The following is a 17,012-nucleotide window of genomic DNA, read 5'->3' as shown; positions in this document are numbered from 1 at the left end:
TCAACAGGCCGGGACGCGCTATGACCCATGCGGGCGGGGCGAAAGCGACATCAGGAACACGAGAAAGGACTCCACAAATGGATCCAGAAGAAGCACCACTGCGCATCGGCATCCTGGGAGCGTCCCGCATTAGCCCGACATCCATCATTGAACCTGCCAAGCTGACGGGAGCGCGGTTAGTGGCCGTCGCAGCCCGCGACAGGGACAGGGCACAGGACTTCGCCAACCGGTACGGCGTCGAACGGGTACTCGGATCCTACGAAGACGTTGTCAATGATCCGGACATCGAAGCGGTCTACAACCCGCTCGCCAACTCCCTGCACGCCCGGTGGAACCTGGCGGCCGTCGCCGCGGGAAAACACGTCCTGTCAGAGAAACCGTTCGCCGCAAATGCAGCAGAAGCCAGGGAAGTGCGTGACGCAGGCAAGCGCGCGGGTGTCAAGGTCGTCGACGGCTTCCACTATCTTTACCACCCTGTCACGAAGAGACTCCATGAACTGGTCGCCTCCGGGGAACTTGGCGAGCTCCAGCATGTGGAAACCATGGTGATGATTCCGCCTCCATCGCCCGAAGACCCCCGGTGGTCACTGCCACTCGCGGGCGGAGCACTCATGGACCTGGGATGCTACAGCCTCCATGCCATTCGGGCCATGGCCCCCTTGGCCGGTGGGAATCCCACCTTCCTCAGCGCCCGAGGAGCCGAACGGAGCGGCCTGCCGGGAGTGGACGAATGGGTTGACGCTGAGCTGGTCTATCCCTCCGGCATCACCGCAACAGCACGATGCAATATGAACGGCCCCAGAGTCGAAATGACCTACCGCGCCATTGGAAGCAAGGGACAAGCCACCGTGGCAAACTTCATCCTCCCTCATACCGATGACAGCCTCGAGGTGAAGACGACTGACGGCCAACGGATCGAGCACCTGGGCACAAGATCCTCCTACACTTATCAGCTTGAGGCTTTCGCCGCACTGGTCCGGCGCGGAACCCCCATGCCGACAGACAGCGACGACGCCGTCCAAACCATGGAACTAGTCGACCAGTGCTACAACGCCATCGGACTGGCACCCCGGGCCAGCACCCGGAAACACTAGCGTTCCTGCCGGCCGCACCACGGCGTCCTGTTGATCCGTTTCGGTTTCGTCGATGCAGGCGAAGCCGCCGACGGCGATGCTCAACGCCGCCCACGCCGACGCCGATGACGCCCGGTTACGCATGCCGCCGCGCGGTCGAGCGTCGCTGCCTCCTTGCCGCTCGCGGTCGAGCGCGGCTGCCTCCATCTCCTCACCGAGGCCTCCGCGCGGTGCAGCCCGAGATCCTGTCAACCGGCCACGACGGCCGCGGTTCAAACTTTTAAATTAAAAACGGCCGCCAGACTGCAGGGTCTTTTTGATGATCAAGTGCACTTTGCCCAATAGGACCCATCCAAATCGGGCAACTCGCACCCCGGCGAGCTGAGCCGCCTGTATATCGTGATTTTCCACACAGCGGATCTAGCAAAGCCATGAGGAGATACACATGCCGAACTACAGGGTCTCAATGGACATCGGGGGAACGTTCACAGACATTGTGGCGTACGACCAGCAGTCCGGGACGTATGAGGCCACGAAGGCATCCACGACGCCGGGCAACCTAAGCGCCGGCGTCATCGCTGGACTCGAGTCGATTGTCGGCGACCTGTCCGACATCGAATTCCTGGTCCACGGGACGACCCAGGGGCTGAACGCCTTCCTTGAACGCCGCGGCGTGCCCGTGCTACTCCTGGCCACCGCCGGAGTGGAGGACAGCTACCACATCGCCCGCGGCCCCCGGCTGGAGCTCTACAACGCCCAGTACCGCAAGCCGGCGCCGCTGGTTGAGCGAAAAGACGTCATCGGGGTCGGTGGCCGGCTCGACGGCCAGGGCAACGAGATCCGGCCGCTGGACGAGGTGGCCGTCCGGCAGGCGGCGCGCCGGGCCATCGATGAAGGGTATGGCGCCGTTGCCGTCGCTTTCCTCTTCAGCTACAAGAACCCCGCGCACGAACTCCGTGCACGCGAAATCCTGCTTGAGGAACTGGGTGAAGACTTTACGATCTCCCTTTCGCACGAAGCAGCGAAGGAATGGCGCGAATACGAGCGCACTTCCTCAGCCGTCGTCGAGGCCTACACCGGTCCGGTGGTCCGCAACTACCTTCTGGACCTGGAAGAAAAACTCGCACACCGCGGCGTGGAGGCGCCGCTGCACATCATGCAGTCCTCCGGCGGCGTTCTGACGGCTGAATCGGCCCGCAAGCGTCCGCTGCAAACCCTGCTCTCCGGCCCCGTCGGCGGGGCAATGGGCGACGTCGAACTGGCCGGTGTCTCCGGCAACCGCAACCTTATCGGCGTGGATATGGGCGGAACCTCCTTCGACGTTTCCCTCGTGGTCGACGGCAAGCCGGATGTCTCCACAGAGGCCCACCTGGAAGGCCTGCCGATGCTCATGAGCGTCGTCAACATCCACACCGTGGGCGCCGGCGGAGGCTCGGTGGCCTGGCTCGAAGCCGGCGGGCTCCGTGTCGGTCCGCGCTCGGCCGGGGCCACGCCAGGACCGGCTTGTTACGGCCGCGGCGGTACCGAGCCAACCGTCACCGACGCCAACCTGGTGCTGGGCCGCGTCGACCCCGATTGGTTTGCCGGCGGGCAGGTGGCCCTGGACCGCGAGGCTGCCATCACCGCGCTCAAGACTGTGGGCGATCAACTCGGCCTGGATCCCATCGCCATGGCTGAAGGCATCTGCGACGTCGCCAACTCCCAGATGGCGCAGGCCATCCGGACGATCACCATCTCCCGCGGCATCGAGCCCCGCGACTTCGCACTCGTGGCCTTCGGCGGTGCGGGCCCCATGCACGCCGTCTTCCTTGCGAAGGAACTGGGCATCCCGGAAACCGTCGTTCCGCGGTTTCCCGGCGCCTTCTCCGCTTGGGGCATGCTGCAAACCAACATCCGCAAGGACTTCTCCGAACCCTACTTCTACCTCGACGAAGACATCGATCCGGCGGACATGGCCGGTGTCCTGCGGTCCATGGAAGTCGAAGGCCTCAGCTCGCTGGTCTCGGAAGGGGTACCGGAGGAAAGCCGCCGCACCACCGCCTCGGTGGACGTCCGCTACCAGTCGCAGGAATTCACGTTGAATGTACCGCTGACCTCTGCCGACGAACCCGAATCTCCGGGATTCCTCGCCGATCTCGCCGCCCGCTTCTCGGCCATGTACCACGAGCGTTACGGCCACTCGAACCACGGCGCGCCCATCGAGATCGTCGCACTGCGGACGCAGGCAGTCGGGGACCTGGGCCGCTTGGAAGCGCCGCTCTTCGCTCCGGCGCAGAGCCCGGACTTCAAGCACGAAATCCGCCGCGTGGTCTTCGACCACGTCGAACACGACACCACGGTGGTCCGTCGGGACGATCTGGCCGCGGGCCACACGTTCGAAGGTCCTGCCATCATCGTCGAGCAAACCGCCACGACCGTGGTCCCGCCGGGGTACGACGTCACTGTCGACGAACTAGGCTCCCTGGTCATCCGCACCCAAGACGTCGAAGGAAACTGAGGTACCTGTCATGACAATCGAAGCAGTCAAAACCCTTGATCCCGTGACCGTGGAAATCATCCGCAACGCGCTTACCAGCGCCGCGGACGACATGAACGCCACCCTGATCCGCTCCGCGTATTCCCCCATCCTCTACGAAGGCGGGGACTGTGTGGTGGCCCTGCTGGACACCGAGCACCGCGTGCTCGGGCAATCCGCCGGCCTGCCGCTCTTCCTGGGCAACCTGGAAACCTGCTCCATCGCGGTGGAGGAGCTTTACGGCCGCGAAGTATGGAAAGAAGGGGACGTTTGGATCCTCAATGATTCCTACTTGGGCGGTACCCATCTGAACGACGTCACGATTTTCGCTCCGATTTTCGACGCCGGCGCGGTAGTCGGCTTCGCCGCCACCCGTGCGCACTGGATGGACATGGGATCCAAGGACGTGGGCGGTTCCATGGACGCCACCGACATTTTCCAGGAAGGGTTCCGGATGGGCCCGGTCAAGCTGATGGAGGCCGGGGTGGAAACGTCCGTCGTCGACCTCATCCGCACCAATGTGCGCTTCCCCTACCAGACCATCGGTGACATGCACGCGATGGTCGCCGCCCTTCGGATGGGAACAACCCGGATGAAGGAACTCGTGGGCCGATACGGCATGGAGAAGTTGGACGCGGCCCGGGACGAAATCTTCCGCCAGACCGAGGAAATCGAACGCGAAACAGTCCGGACCATCCCCGACGGCGTCTACGAAGCCGAGGGAGTGCTGGACAACGATGGAATCAACCTGGATTCCCCCATTCCCATCAAGCTGAGGATCACCGTCGCCGGCGACACCGTTGACTTTGACGTCACCGAATCGGCTGACCAGACCACCGGGCCAGTTAACTGCGGCGCAGCCCAGGCCGTCTCGGCCCTGCGGGTGGGCTACAAGCTGCTGATCAGCCCGGACTCCAACTCCAACGGCGGATCCTTCCGGCCCATGACCACGCAGGTGCGCTCCGGCTCAGTTCTTGGCGCGGTCGCACCTGCCCCCTGCCAGTGGTACTTTTCCCACCTTGGCCTCCTGATCGATCTCGTCTCCAAGGCCATGGCGCCTGCCATGCCCGAACGCGTGGCCAGCGCGAGCCACGGTGACTCGATGATCATCACTGCGGCCGGCTTCGATCCGCGCTTCGGCCGGAACTTCGTCAGCATGGAGGCCACCCTCGGTGGCTGGGGCGCATGGCAGGGCACCGACGGCGAGTCAGCCATGATCAACAATGTCAACGGCTCGCTGAAGGACCTGCCCATCGAGATGATGGAGACCCGCTACCCGCTCCGTATCAACGAATACTCCATCCGGCCCAACTCCGGCGGGCCCGGCCAGTGGCGCGGCGGCAACGGCGTGGTACGTGAATACGAGTTCCTCGCCGACTGCGTCGTGGGGCTCTGGTTCGAAAGGTCAAAGACCCCGGCCTGGGGCCTCTTCGGCGGTTCGGACGCGCAAGGTCCCGAAGTTGTCATCAACCCCGGTCGCAGCGATGAGGTCCGTACCTTGAAGGCCAACGCCCGAAAGGTTAAGGCCGGCGACGTCGTTCGCCTCGCCGTCGGAGGCGGCGGCGGGTTCGGGGATGTCTCCAAACGCTCCCACGAGGACATCGCCTACGACATTGTCAACGGTTTCATCACCGAGGACTTCGCCAGAACCCACTACGGATACTAACCACCACCGCAGATTCACTACAGAAAGGATCGCCCGTGAAACACTTCAAGCGATCAGCCGCAGCCATGACTCTCGCCGGCCTCGCCCTACTGACGTCCGCCTGCGCACCTCCCACGCAAGCCGCCGCGGGACCTGCCTCGGCCGCCGATGCCGGCAAGCAGCTCAAGGTCGGGTTCTTCGGTTTCGCCAAGTCCAACGGCTTCGCCCAGGGAACCTTCCTCGGTGTCGAGCAGGCGGCGAAGGCCAACAACGCCAGCGCCACGTTCGTTGACCCCAACTTCAACGCGCAGACCCAAGTCCAGCAGATCCAGGACGCCGTCACCTCCAAGCAATTCGAGGTGATCGTCGTCCAGGCCAACGATAACCAGGCGCTCATCGCACCACTGCAGCAGGCGGTCCAGGCCGGTATCACCGTTGTTGTCGAGTTCTCGGTCATCGGACCGAAGTTCGACACGATCCAGCCGCAGGTTCCTGGTGCCATCAGCATCGTGGACCTCCCGACCAGCAACGGCAAAGTGCTCGGTGAAATGGGCAAGGAGGCTTGCGCCACTGTCCCGGGGGACACGTGCAAGGTCGCATACCTGGAAGGATTCAAATCCCTCCCCCTGGATAACGCCCGAACAGATGCCGTGAAGGCTGAGTTGTCCACCGACCCCAAGATCAAACTGGTGGCCAGTGTTGAAGGCGGTTACACCCAGGACAGCGGCCGCCAGGCGTTCCAGAACGTTTTCCAGGCCAACCCCGATGTCGACGTCGTCATCGGCGCATCGCAGGCGATCACCGGGGCGGCGGCTGCGGCGGGCGACAGCAAGATCAAATTCATCGGCAATGGCGCGTCCAAGTCCAACGTTGAAGCCGTCCGGTCCGGCAAGTGGTTCTCCATCTACGTCAGCGACGTCGTGGCCAACGGTGCCAAGGCTACAGAACTCGGGCTCGCCAAGGCCCGGGGCCAGCAGGTCGCGACGGCGGTCGACGAGGCGACCCTGGCTCCGAACCAGGGCAAAGGAACGAAGCAGGCGCTGGACGCCGTGAACTACGTCTCGAAGTACTCCGACTAGGCCCTGGCACAACCAGGGAACCGCCCCGGGCCGGAGCGCTCCCGCTCCGGCCCGGGGCCAAGCACGAAAGTCCCCTTCCATCTCCAGAGGTCACGATGGCTATACAACAGTTGGCAACACCAGAACATGTCCATCCGGGCAGGGCCCCGGAGATCAGCGTCGCCGGAATCGGCAAGCGGTACGGTTCGAGCACGGTACTGCAGGGCGTCACCCTATCCATTGCCCCCGGGGAGATCCACGGCATCATGGGGGAAAACGGCGCCGGGAAGAGTACCTTGCTGAAGATTCTTGGTGGCGCCATCGTGGCCGATTCCGGCACCGTGGCACTCGATGGCCGTACGGTCAGGATCACCGCGCCGCGGGACTCGATTTCCAACGGAATTTCGCTGATCTCCCAAGAACTGGCGCTCATCCCGGGGCTCTCGGTACTGGAAAATGTTTTCCTGGGCCGGTGGTCCAACACAGGGAGCCTTCTTCGTTCCCGGAAAGACGCCGCCCACTTTGCCCGGCTGCTGGAAGAGACGGGCTTCACTTTGGACCCGCGTGCGATCGTCGGGACCCTGCCCATTGGGCAGGCGCAGCAGGTCGAAATCCTCAAGGCCCTTGCACGCGGCGCCAAGGTGCTGTGCATGGATGAGCCAACGGCTGTCCTGAACGAAGCAGAGAAAGCGCAATTGCTGCAGGTAATCAGGAAGCTGGCAAGCTCGGGCACTACTGTCATCCTGGTTTCCCACTATCTGGAAGAGGTCCTGGGGCTCGTGGACCGCGTAACCGTCCTGCGCGATGGACGGCACATCGTCACCGAAGATGCGGCCGGACACACCCCCGAGTCGCTTGTCGGCTTGATGGTGGGCAGGGAAGTCGACTTCGTCATCCCCGAAATCCCCCCGGTACCTGCCGGAGCCAAGACCGTGTTCGAGGCGGTGGGCCTGACCAGCACCAAGGTCAAGGACGTCTCCTTCACGGTGCGTCAGGGCGAAATCCTCGGCCTCGCGGGCCTGGTGGGAAGCGGCCGCAGCGAGGCCCTGCTGGCTGCCTTCGGGGCAGACCGGATCACCGCCGGGCACGTCGAAATCAACGGGCGGCGCATCCGCGGCAACTCCATCCGGGAGGCCATCAAGGCCGGGATCGGGCTAGTCCCGGAATCCCGGAAAGAACAGGGCCTCGTCATGTCGCGGCCCGCATCCGAAAATATTGCCCTCCCTACCCTCTCGGACCGGTCCCTGGGCGGCTTGGTCCGGGTCGGACGGGAAAAGACCGCCGTCGCCGGCATCACCCGTTCCGTCGACCTCCGCGGCGCGCGGAAGGGGGCGCCCATTGCCAACCTTTCCGGCGGAAACCAGCAGAAGGCGCTCTTTGCCAAGTGGCTGCTCAATCCGCCGGCGGTGCTGATGGTGGACGAGCCCACCCGCGGCGTCGATATTGCCGCCAAAGCCCTCATCCACGGCCTGATCGTCGAACTCGCCGCAAGGGGCACGGCCGTGATCGTCGTCAGTTCCGAACTGGAGGAAGTCATCGGCCTGTCCCACCGTATCCATGTCATGAGGCAGGGCCGCATCGTCGCCGAATTCGACCGAAATGCCTCCCGCGATGAAGTCATGACTTCCGCTTTTATGAAATAGGTGAATCAATGACCACAGCTTCCGCTGCCGTGTCCGCGCCGGCAGAGAAAAAATTCAAGTTCAACGTCAGGGATTTCGGGATCGTTTTCGGCTTGATCGCGATCATGCTGTTCCTGACCCTGAACACCGGAACGTTCCTCACTGACCGCAACTTCATCAATCTCTTCGACCAGGCCGCCATCGTTGGCCTGCTCGCCGCGGCCGCCACGTTATGCATCATCAGCGGCGTCTTCGACCTGTCCTCGACAGCCAGCCTGGCAGTTTCGGCCATTGCAGGGGTGATGATCACCCAACACTTCGGCGTGGCCGCCGGATTCATCGGGGCCCTGCTGGTCGGTGCCGCGTTGGGAACCCTCACCGGCCTGATCGTGGTATCCACGAAGGTTAACTCCTTCATAGGTACGCTCGCGGTCAGCATCATTTACCGAGGGCTGGCCATCGTGATCACGGGCGGCGCCATCGTGGCGCCTTTGCCCGAGCAGCTTTTTGCCTTCCAGACCTGGACATGGCCCAGCCTTTTCGGCCTCACCGCGGGTTCGGTGCTGATGCTCGCCATGACGATTGTCTTGGGCATCGTTTTATGGCGCACCACTTTCGGACGCCGGATTTACGCGGTGGGCGGCAACCTGGAGGCAGCACGGCTCAGCGGTATCCGTACCGGGTCCATCCACGTAGCGGTCTACGCCATCAGCGGCCTTTGCTCCGCGATGGCCGGCATGATCCTGGCTTCCCGTGCCGGTTCCGCACAGCCGGCCATGGCGATCGGCGTTGAGCTCACAGCCATTGCGGCGGTGGTGATCGGCGGTACGAGCATCCTCGGCGGACAAGGTGCGATGTGGCGCGCCTTCGTGGGCGTCATGATCCTGACGGTTATCAGCAATGGCTTCAACCTTCTTCACTGGGACACCACCTACCAGCAGGTAGTCACGGGTGTCCTCATCCTCGTCGCCGTCGCCGCCGACGGATTGTTCTTCCGCAAGGCGGTGAGATGACGGCCCATAGTGGACCCTATATACATGGAAGCAATTCACCGGCCGCAAGGGCGCGTGCAGCAGGAAGTTGAAGAATGCGGATAGGACTGCGGCTGCGGGAGAACAGCTGCCGAAGCCTCGTGCTGGACGGCCGGACCATCGTCTCGGCAGCCCGCGAGATCCACGCCGGCAGTATTGCCGAAGCGCTGGACTCGGCACTGGCCGGGCTCAGCCGGGAGTTCGGGTCCGGCGTAAGGGAGATCACGGCCGACGTCGGGCATGTCCTCGCGACGCGGAACCTGGCCGACGTCGTCGCTGTCCGAATTTCGCCCCGCCCGCCGGCGGATGCGTTTCACGCAGCCAGCGTGCCGCCCCGTGTCGAAGCAGCGGTCAGCCGAACCGTCCATGTCAGCGGTGGCCACGATATGCGCGGCCGGCCCCTTGCCCAGCTTGACCTTGAGGCCTTCCTGGCAGCGCTTCCCAGCATCCTGTCCGGGAACGTGCGGAACGTGGCCATCACTTCCGTCGGTTCCACGGCCTCCACGGACCACGAAACCCGCATCGCCGACGCCATTCTTTCCAATGACAGCGAAATGAGGATCAGCATCTCCAGTGATTTCTACTCCAGCGTTTTTCGGGACCGTGACTACACGGCCATCCTGAACACCGCACTCATGGAGACGGGTGAGGAGCTGGCCGCTACTCTGGACGCGGCCGGCCAGCGCCACTTCCCGGCCGCCACCCTCTCGTTTGCCAGGAACGACGGCGGCCGGGCTCCCCTTCCGCGGTTGGCTGTGGCACCGGTCCACGGGCTCCGGCCCGAACCGGCCTCGGTAATCCTCGGTGCGGCCACCCTCGCTGGCGTGCCCAACGGCGAAGTTGTTATCTGCACCGACTCCGGCGTCATCGTGGGGCACCTCCGGGGCGGCCTGCCTGCTGCAAACAGCCTTATCCGCCAAGGATATGAGGCGAGCCTGGCAAGCAATGCCGCAGTTGTCGAGTCCTACACGGCCAACCACCCCATTCGCCCCGACGTCAGCTCAGTGATTGCCGATCTCCGTATCGAACAGACAACCCCGCCTCCTTTCGGACTTGTTCCGACGCTGCCCGCAGCCCAGGACGTTGCGCTTGTAGGTTGTGCAGCTGCACCCTTGACTTCATGGATCGACAGACTCGAGACCGTCAGCGGACGGACGGATCTCGAGGCCGTGCAGCACCGTGCCGAGGAGGACGCGCAGTCGGCAGCCGTACAGCTGGGCGCCAACCCGGGCCAGATCCACATCATCGAATCGAATGTCTTTGCCATGCCTTACGGGAATCCGGGAATCGTCAGGATCCGTGTGCAGGCCGCCGGAGAGACTTCCGGCGGCAAGGAGCGGTTTCCGACTACAGAAGCACGGAGGGCTGCGCCATGAGCACCCAACTCACTGCGGACGATGTCCGACACCTCCGGACAGGCGCGCACTTTCTGGCCTGCGCCATCGACCCGACGGCCATCCACGTCTACACCGACATGATTCTGCAGGCCATGGAGCACCAGTCCCTGGAGCTCGCGACCGTCGCCGAGCTCGCCCCGGACGACCTGGTCGTAGCGGTCGGAATGGTGACACAGGGCCTGTTCATAGCCGACATGCCTCCGGTCGGCGATGAGTTCCTCGGCTGCATCAATGCCATGGAAGCCAAGCTCGGCCGGAGGGTCCGGGCAATCTATTCACTCGCCGCCGCCAACATCAACGGAATGATTCCGCTCATGGTCGGGCTGCAGTCCTCGCTGCCCGTGATCGATTCAGATCCCATGGGCCGGGTCTTTCCCCTTATCAGCCAAACCACCCTGAACATCGGACAGGTCGCCATCAGCCCCATCGCCATGATGGGAGTCACGGGAGAACGCGCGATCGTGGAGGCCACAAATCCGCAACGTGCCGAGACGCTAGTACGTGCGCTCGTTACCGAACTAGGTGGCTGGGCCGCCACCGCCATGTATCCCTGCACCGCCGCACAACTTAAGGAACACGGCGTCCACGGCTCAGTCAGCCGGATGATCCGGATAGGCCAGATCCAGGACGCCGAGACGTCAGTGGAGAGAAAGTACCTGATGCTGGCGGAGCTTCTGGACGCCACACGCGTCGCCCGTGCCCGCGTGACCCATATCGAGGGCCTTTCCCGTCCCACTGACCTCGGGCTGCCTGCACAACCGTCAAGCGTGACACTTGAAGACGAAAGCACCGGCCAGATCATTCGGCTGGAGATCCAGAATGAGATTCTGCTGGTCTTGGTGGACGGGGCTATCGCGGCCGCGGTCCCCGACATGGTGACCCTTCTTAACTCCGAGCACGGCACGGTGGTTACCCTGGACGACGTCCGCGTGGGCAACGTCGTGGACGTCCTGACATACCCCGCAGCAGCGCAGTGGTACTCGCAGGCCGGACTTGCCCTCGCCGAACCAAAGGCTTTTGGCATTCCCCTCAGGCACCCAAGGCGCAGCCATGCATAGGTCCAAAAGCGTCCCCCGGCTGGACGTCGCCGGGCTCCTGGCGCATGGATCCCTCCGAGGCACGACGCCGCTGTATCTCACCCCGTCCAGCGCGACGGTTGAAAATGTGGTTCTGGTTTCACAGCTTGAGGCGATCCAGCGCGTACGGCCAAACACGGTGGTCGTCCTCTCCCCCGCAATGGGGGCAGGAGGCTGGCTGGTGTCAGCGGCCCTTCGTCACTCATGGGAGCGGCGGGCCAGCGCCGTCGTCGTTGCCGAAAGCACCTATTCCAACGCCGTGATCGGCTTGGCCGAGCGGCTAGGCATCACCTTGCTTGCCTCCGACGACGACCCGGCTGGCGTCGCCCTGGCCATGGCCGCAGAAATCGGAGCAGCCTTATCGGTAGTTGACGCAGAACTGGCCCGGTTCGCGCGGGCTGTTGCAAAGGACACCTCCCTCGGTGACGTACTCAAGACCATTTCCAACGAACTGGACGGGGTGGGCATCTCGCTGGAGTACGACGGCGTCGTCCTGGCCTCCGCCGGGATGGCATTGCGAGGGGAGTCCGAAGTCATCACAGTGGACATGCGCCGCGGCAACGGCGGCATTCGCTCGACTCTGACAGCCCGCGTTCCTGTGTCCGGCGTCCACAATCTGCAGCTCGTTCGTTCCATCCTCGAGGTCGCCAGCCCTTCAGTCAAAGCTGCGTGGCTGTTAGGGGACTTCCTCGAGGCCTCTCGCGCCGTCCCTACCGCGGCACTTACCGAACTGGACCGTCACCCAGGTTCTTCCGGCAGCGCTTTCGTAGACGAACACCGGCACCTGCTGACCCAGCTGGGCTGGCGGCCGGAGGATAAGTACGTGGCCCTGTGGATCCGCAGCAGCGCACCGCATGACGCCCGCCAGGAGCTTACGGCCGTGCTGCGCCTGCTCTGGCGGAAGGCGGCGATACGCAGCCCCCTGGCAGAGGTCAAAGGTGGCTGGCTGGCACTCATTCCTGTCCAGCACGGGGACGTTGTGGCCCAGCTGGAAGGCAGGATCAGGACACGGCTCGCGGAAACTCTTGCCGAGCTTGGCCTCGTTGCGGGGCTGTCGACCTGGAATGAGGATCCGCCCTTATTGCCATCCATCGTGCAGGAGGCCCGCCTGGCTGCTGAGTCCGCGTGGTCAGCAGGGCCAGGCACGGTTCTGGCTTTCGCCAACCTCGGGGTGGCGGCGGCCACCACTTTCGTCGACTCGGACGCCGTCGGCCTCGTAGCCGAGCTGGCGCTGCCGCGGTTGATGGCCTGCGCCGACCGGGATGCGATTATTTCGGCGGTGGCCGCCTTCCTGGATCACCACGGATCTGTAAGCCTCGCAGCGAAAACACTGGATCTGCACCGGAACACCCTCCAAACCAGGCTCAACAGGGCCCGTGAGCTGGGTGTACCGCTCGACAGCCCGGCTGAGCTGCTGTCCGTCCATTTGATCCTCAACGTGCTGCGAGGGCAGGCGCACCGCAAAGAACTTCCCAAGACACATCTCTCAAACAGAAAGGACTCCCCATGAGTTCACAATTTGAATCCCTTGAAGACGTCTATGCTTCCGCACAGGACACTGTGGGCGTTCGCCTGTTCACCGCGTCCGTCATCGCCGACGCCGGCACCAGCATGGCACGCATCTTCACCACCCACCCGGAGGTCTACCCCGTGGGAGGCAAGAAAACCCTCACCGGGGACACCAACCCTGCATGGCTGGAGCAGGTTGTCAAAGGGCAGCAGCCCTTCCTGGGCGCTGACACCGACGCCGTCAGGGCCTTCTTCTTCGACTCGGCAACCATTGAGTCGCTGGGATGCGGGGCAATCGTCAACGTCCCGGTGGTGAGCAACGGCGAGACCATCGGATCAATGAACTTCCTCGGGGCCGAGGGCGGTTACGACGAAAAGTCAGTGGAGGCCGCCATGAAAATAGCGGGGCGCTCTGTCCGGCTGCTGGAAGATGCCCTAGCCCACCACAACTAGTTCCAGGCGCGGCACCGCAGGTGGAATCCACCCTCGGTAAGACAACAGAAAGGAACGACGCTGCATGACAAGCAACCAGCCGGGTACCCTGACCATCCGGAACGCCCGGATCTTCAACGGTGAATCGCGCGAGGTGTTCGAAGGCTCCATCATCGTGCGCGGCGGGCGTATAGCCGCCATCGGCAACGACGAAACCGCAGCGTCCAGTGCCGCTACGGTGCTCGACGCCGGAGGCCGGACCGTGATTCCCGGGCTCATCGACGCCCACTTCCACGCGTACGCGCTCAGCTTGACCTCGGCTCGGAACGAGACCGGCCCCCTAAGCTACTCGGCCCTGGCAGGAGCACGCCGCCTTGAAGCCGCGCTGCGCCGCGGTTTCACCGCGGTCCGCGACGTGGCCGGGGGCGACATCGGCCTCGCGAATGCCATCGACGAAGGCCTGTACCCTGGCCCACGTTACTTCTTCACCGGGCCCGCGCTGAGCCAGACAGGTGGCCACGGAGATATCCGCGCCAGCAATGACGGGAGCTGCTTCCATGGGGGCCACATGTGCGAAGTAGTGGACGGCGCCGAGGAACTGCTGCGCGCCGTGCGGCACCGGTTTCGGACCGGTGCCACAGCCGTGAAGCTCATGACGTCCGGAGGCGTCATTTCGCCAGTCGACCCGATCCGGGTCCCCCAATACAGCGCGGCCGAAATCCGGGTTGTAACAGAGGAGGCATCCCGGAGGGGCAGTTACGCCACCGCCCATGCCTACTCACCCGAAGCCATCCGGCATTCCGTGCTCAATGGTGTTCGCTGCATCGAACACGGCAACCTGCTGGACGCAGAGACCGCCCAACTCATGGCCGAACATGAGGTCTTTCTCGTACCCACCCTCGTCACCTACGACGCCATGGACCGGCGTGGCACAGAGATCGGCCTCACCGATGTGGGAGCGGCCAAGAACCGGGAAGTGCTGAAGTCAGGCAAGGAAGCGGTCAAGCTTGCCCGGGCCGCCGGCGTCCGGATCGGCTTTGGGTCTGACCTCATGGGTGAGCTCGAAGATGAGCAACTCGCGGGGCTGCGCCTCCAATGCGAAGTTTTGGGTGTGTACGAAGCCCTCCGCTCCGCGACGTCAACCAACGCCTCCCTGCTGCTACGTGACGACCTGGGACGGATAGCAGAAGGTGCCTGCGCGGACCTCGTAGTGCTGGACGGTGATCCTTTCGATGACCCTTCGATCCTCTGGGACGAGAGCCGTCCCCGTACTGTCATCAAAGGCGGCAACATTGTTGCCGCCGTGGATAAGACCACCTTCACTCCCCCAGGCAGTGAGTATTCGGACTATTCGCCTTCGACGATCGCCTGGCGACGATGACGCATGCCTGCCCCGGTTATCCAACGGCCCGCGGCTATCCAACAGGTTGAGGCCTGGCTATGGGACGTGGAAAGGGGCGGCGTGCGGACGGAGGCGCCATGCGCGCGTTGCGACATGCAGGTTCAGCCGGGTCGAACGGTAACGCAGAGTGCTTCGATGGATCGTCAGGCTCTCGGCTGTACCGTCATAGTTGCCGCCGTGGTCCAGGTACTGAGCCAGGGTTCGCACCAGGTCAGAGCCCCGGTTCTCGTCGGCTTCTTGCAGCGTACCGAGCCACTCGTCGACATAGCCGGTTGGTGCGCGTCGACTCCCTTGAACGACGACTGATTGAAATCACGCAGGTGGAAGGGACTGCTTCACGATGAACATGGAGAGTTGACGCAAAAGTCGCAGGAGGCCTTGGCGGAGGCCCAATGGATAGCTCAACGCAAGCCGAGCTAAGGCGCAAGCCGAGCTAAGGCGCAAGCCGAAGGTCACCGGACCCGGAGCGGCACCGGGCCAGTGGAAGGACTGGCCCAGCGGATCGTCCGGCAGGATGTGCCGGAAGGGCTGAAGAACAAGACCATCTTCTCCCTCGACTTGAGCGCCCTCGTGGCCGGCGCGAAGTACCGCGGCGCGTTCGAGGAGCGGCTGAAGGCGGTGCTGGCAGAGGTGCTGGCGGCAGAAGGCAGGATCCTGCTCTTCGTAGACGAGCTGCACACCGTCGTCGGGGCGGGAGCGACCGAAGGATCAATGGACGCCGGGAACATGCTGAAGCCAATGCTGGCCCGCGGCGAGCTGCACATGATCGGCGCCAGGACTCTTGACGAATACCGCAAGCACATTGAGTCGGATGCGGCCTTGGAGCGCCGCTTCCAGCCGGTCCTGGTTGAGGAACCTGACGTGGAGTGCCCTGGTGGCCGCGGCCACCCTGTCCCACCGGTACATCACTGACCGGTTCCTTCCGGACAAGGCCATTGACCTCGTGGATGAGGCCTGTGCGAGGCTGCGGACGGAGATTGATTCGATGCCGGCCGAACTGGACGAGCTCACCCGGAGGGTCACACGGCTCGAAATCGAAGAGGCGGCCCTCTCGAGCTCCGGGCGCATTTCCGCCCCGAGTTCCTGAACCGGGTGGACGACACGGTCCTGTTCGCGCCCTTGGGTTTTCCGCAAATCGAGCGCATCGTCGATCTACAGTTCCAGCAGCTGCGGCAGCGGCTGGCCGAGCAGCAGATAGAGCTGCACCTGACCGAGGAGGCGCGCCTTCTGATCGCCGAACGCGGCTTCGATCCGGTCTACCGAGCCAGGCCCCTGCGCCGCTATATTTCCCATGTGGTGGAAACGCAGGTGGGGCGGGCCTTACTGCGAGGCAGCATCGCCGAAGGCGGAGTGGTCACGGTGACCGCAGCGGGAGGGGAACTCGTGGTTGACTACAGCACGATGGAGTTGGAGGGGGCCGGAACGGCATGAAGAAAGCCATCATCAAGTGTCCCCATTGCGGCAAATCCAACCGCGTGCCGGCCGCCGCCGAGGGCCGGCCACGCTGCGGGAATTGCCACCGGGAGCTGCCTTGGGTGGTTGAAGCCGGCGACGACGACTTCGGCGAGATCGCAGAACGGTCCGGCGTTCCGGTACTGGTGGACTTTTGGGCTGTGTGGTGCGGCCCCTGCAGGATGGTGAGCCCGGCGCTGGACCAGTTGGCACACGAGCGCGCCGGCCAGATCAAGCTCGTAAAGGTCGACGTCGACCACTCGCCGCAGCTCTCCGCCAGGTTCGCCATCCAGGCAGTGCCAACATTGATGGTCATCGTCGACGGCAAGATCGTCGCGAGGCAGGCCGGCGCAGCTCCCGCCCCGGCGCTGAGGTCCTGGTTGGAGGATGCGCTCACGAAGTAGCCCAGTCAGCACGCCGGGAACACGGCTGGCGTGGCTAAGGCAGCCGGTCCAGCCTTAGGAGCGCCTGCGGGGTGTGTGCCAGAGCACATTTTTCATCATCGGGTGCCCGGGGCCGGCCACGCGCTGGCCCTGCAGGTAACGGGCGAGAATTTCGTCGAACGAGCGGGAGCCGGACTCCGTCGGCCCAAAAAATGCAGCCATAAAACCTCCGTGAGAGAGTTGGGTGTACTTGACTCGACGTTGGAAAAACGGATTTATTCCCGGGGGCAGCGCGGGGAGCTTTCCGGCACGTGACCGCCTTGACCTGTTATCGTTGGACCATGCTGAGCATAGAGGTCGACAGAATCTAGCCACCGATTCTTCGGTGGCGGCCCCGCGACGACATTATTTAGCGCC

General features: G+C 63.9%; 15 protein-coding genes and 1 pseudogene. 14 read left to right on the top strand and 2 right to left on the bottom strand.

The genetic code is table 11. The features are described from left to right. The first annotated feature begins 77 nt into the window (after nucleotides 1-77). From J2S96_RS01815 to J2S96_RS01765, 11 genes are all read left to right on the top strand, one after another. The gene (locus J2S96_RS01815; protein ID WP_306859295.1) at nucleotides 78-1,094 is read left to right on the top strand and encodes a Gfo/Idh/MocA family protein; all 1,017 of its coding nucleotides are present in this window, start codon (nucleotides 78-80) and stop codon (nucleotides 1,092-1,094) included. A 424-nt stretch (nucleotides 1,095-1,518) separates the two neighbouring features. After that, nucleotides 1,519-3,570 carry a hydantoinase/oxoprolinase family protein gene (locus tag J2S96_RS01810; protein ID WP_306859294.1) on the top strand — a complete coding sequence of 684 codons (2,052 nt, stop codon included), beginning with the start codon at nucleotides 1,519-1,521 and terminating at the stop codon, nucleotides 3,568-3,570. A 10-nt stretch (nucleotides 3,571-3,580) separates the two neighbouring features. Beyond that, on the top strand, nucleotides 3,581-5,254 hold the full coding sequence (locus J2S96_RS01805; RefSeq protein WP_306859292.1) for a hydantoinase B/oxoprolinase family protein: 1,674 nt from the start codon (nucleotides 3,581-3,583) through the stop codon (nucleotides 5,252-5,254). 35 nt (nucleotides 5,255-5,289) lie between these two features. Continuing rightward, nucleotides 5,290-6,312, top strand: coding sequence for a sugar ABC transporter substrate-binding protein (locus J2S96_RS01800; protein WP_306859290.1), 1,023 nt, complete (start codon nucleotides 5,290-5,292; stop codon nucleotides 6,310-6,312). A gap of 95 nt (nucleotides 6,313-6,407) precedes the next feature. Then, the gene (locus J2S96_RS01795; protein WP_306859288.1) at nucleotides 6,408-7,934 is read left to right on the top strand and encodes a sugar ABC transporter ATP-binding protein; all 1,527 of its coding nucleotides are present in this window, start codon (nucleotides 6,408-6,410) and stop codon (nucleotides 7,932-7,934) included. A gap of 8 nt (nucleotides 7,935-7,942) precedes the next feature. Then, the gene (locus J2S96_RS01790) at nucleotides 7,943-8,926 is read left to right on the top strand and encodes an ABC transporter permease (RefSeq protein ID WP_306859286.1); all 984 of its coding nucleotides are present in this window, start codon (nucleotides 7,943-7,945) and stop codon (nucleotides 8,924-8,926) included. A gap of 74 nt (nucleotides 8,927-9,000) precedes the next feature. Then, complete coding sequence (locus J2S96_RS01785; protein WP_306859284.1) at nucleotides 9,001-10,320, top strand: hydantoinase/oxoprolinase N-terminal domain-containing protein; 1,320 nt, start codon at nucleotides 9,001-9,003, stop codon at nucleotides 10,318-10,320. Beyond that, nucleotides 10,317-11,399, top strand: a complete 1,083-nt coding sequence (locus J2S96_RS01780) for a DUF917 domain-containing protein (protein ID WP_306859282.1) — start codon at nucleotides 10,317-10,319, stop codon at nucleotides 11,397-11,399. The genes J2S96_RS01785 and J2S96_RS01780 overlap by 4 nt, the downstream gene beginning before the upstream one ends. After that, nucleotides 11,392-12,927, top strand: coding sequence for a PucR family transcriptional regulator (locus J2S96_RS01775; protein ID WP_306859280.1), 1,536 nt, complete (start codon nucleotides 11,392-11,394; stop codon nucleotides 12,925-12,927). The genes J2S96_RS01780 and J2S96_RS01775 overlap by 8 nt, the downstream gene beginning before the upstream one ends. Then, nucleotides 12,924-13,379 (top strand): GAF domain-containing protein, encoded by a 456-nt coding sequence (locus J2S96_RS01770; protein ID WP_306859278.1) that lies wholly within the window; start codon nucleotides 12,924-12,926, stop codon nucleotides 13,377-13,379. Before J2S96_RS01775 ends, J2S96_RS01770 begins: the two co-directional genes overlap by 4 nt. Nucleotides 13,380-13,443: 64 nt before the next feature. After that, a complete protein-coding gene (locus J2S96_RS01765) occupies nucleotides 13,444-14,739 on the top strand; it encodes a metal-dependent hydrolase family protein (protein WP_306859276.1) in 1,296 nt (431 codons plus the stop codon). Nucleotides 14,740-14,796: 57 nt separating this feature from the next. Here J2S96_RS01765 and J2S96_RS01760 read toward each other — a convergent pair whose 3' ends face one another. Continuing rightward, entirely contained in the window at nucleotides 14,797-14,967 is a 171-nt protein-coding gene (locus J2S96_RS01760; protein ID WP_306859274.1) for a helix-turn-helix domain-containing protein, read from the bottom strand. On the opposite strand from J2S96_RS01760, the gene J2S96_RS01755 reads away from it, so the two are divergent. The 3 genes and pseudogenes from J2S96_RS01755 (at nucleotide 14,896) to trxA (ending at nucleotide 16,616) form a co-directional block, all read left to right on the top strand. Further along, nucleotides 14,896-15,066, top strand: coding sequence for a hypothetical protein (locus tag J2S96_RS01755; RefSeq protein ID WP_306859907.1), 171 nt, complete (start codon nucleotides 14,896-14,898; stop codon nucleotides 15,064-15,066). The two genes, J2S96_RS01760 and J2S96_RS01755, sit on opposite strands and share 72 nt — an antisense overlap. Before the next feature lie 165 nt (nucleotides 15,067-15,231). Beyond that, nucleotides 15,232-16,191, top strand: a pseudogene (locus J2S96_RS01750) (TniB family NTP-binding protein); the annotation flags it as partial. Continuing rightward, on the top strand, nucleotides 16,188-16,616 hold the full coding sequence (trxA, locus tag J2S96_RS01745) for a thioredoxin (RefSeq protein WP_306859272.1): 429 nt from the start codon (nucleotides 16,188-16,190) through the stop codon (nucleotides 16,614-16,616). The pseudogene J2S96_RS01750 and the gene trxA, both read left to right, overlap by 4 nt. A 54-nt stretch (nucleotides 16,617-16,670) precedes the next feature. Here trxA and J2S96_RS01740 read toward each other — a convergent pair whose 3' ends face one another. Continuing rightward, a complete protein-coding gene (locus J2S96_RS01740) occupies nucleotides 16,671-16,817 on the bottom strand; it encodes a hypothetical protein (protein ID WP_306859270.1) in 147 nt (48 codons plus the stop codon). Nucleotides 16,818-17,012: the final 195 nt, after the last annotated feature.

Origin of the sequence: Arthrobacter bambusae (assembly GCF_030812595.1) — a bacterium.
Classification (GTDB): domain Bacteria; phylum Actinomycetota; class Actinomycetes; order Actinomycetales; family Micrococcaceae; genus Arthrobacter; species Arthrobacter bambusae_B.
This window is presented reverse-complemented; position numbering and strand designations above follow the sequence as displayed.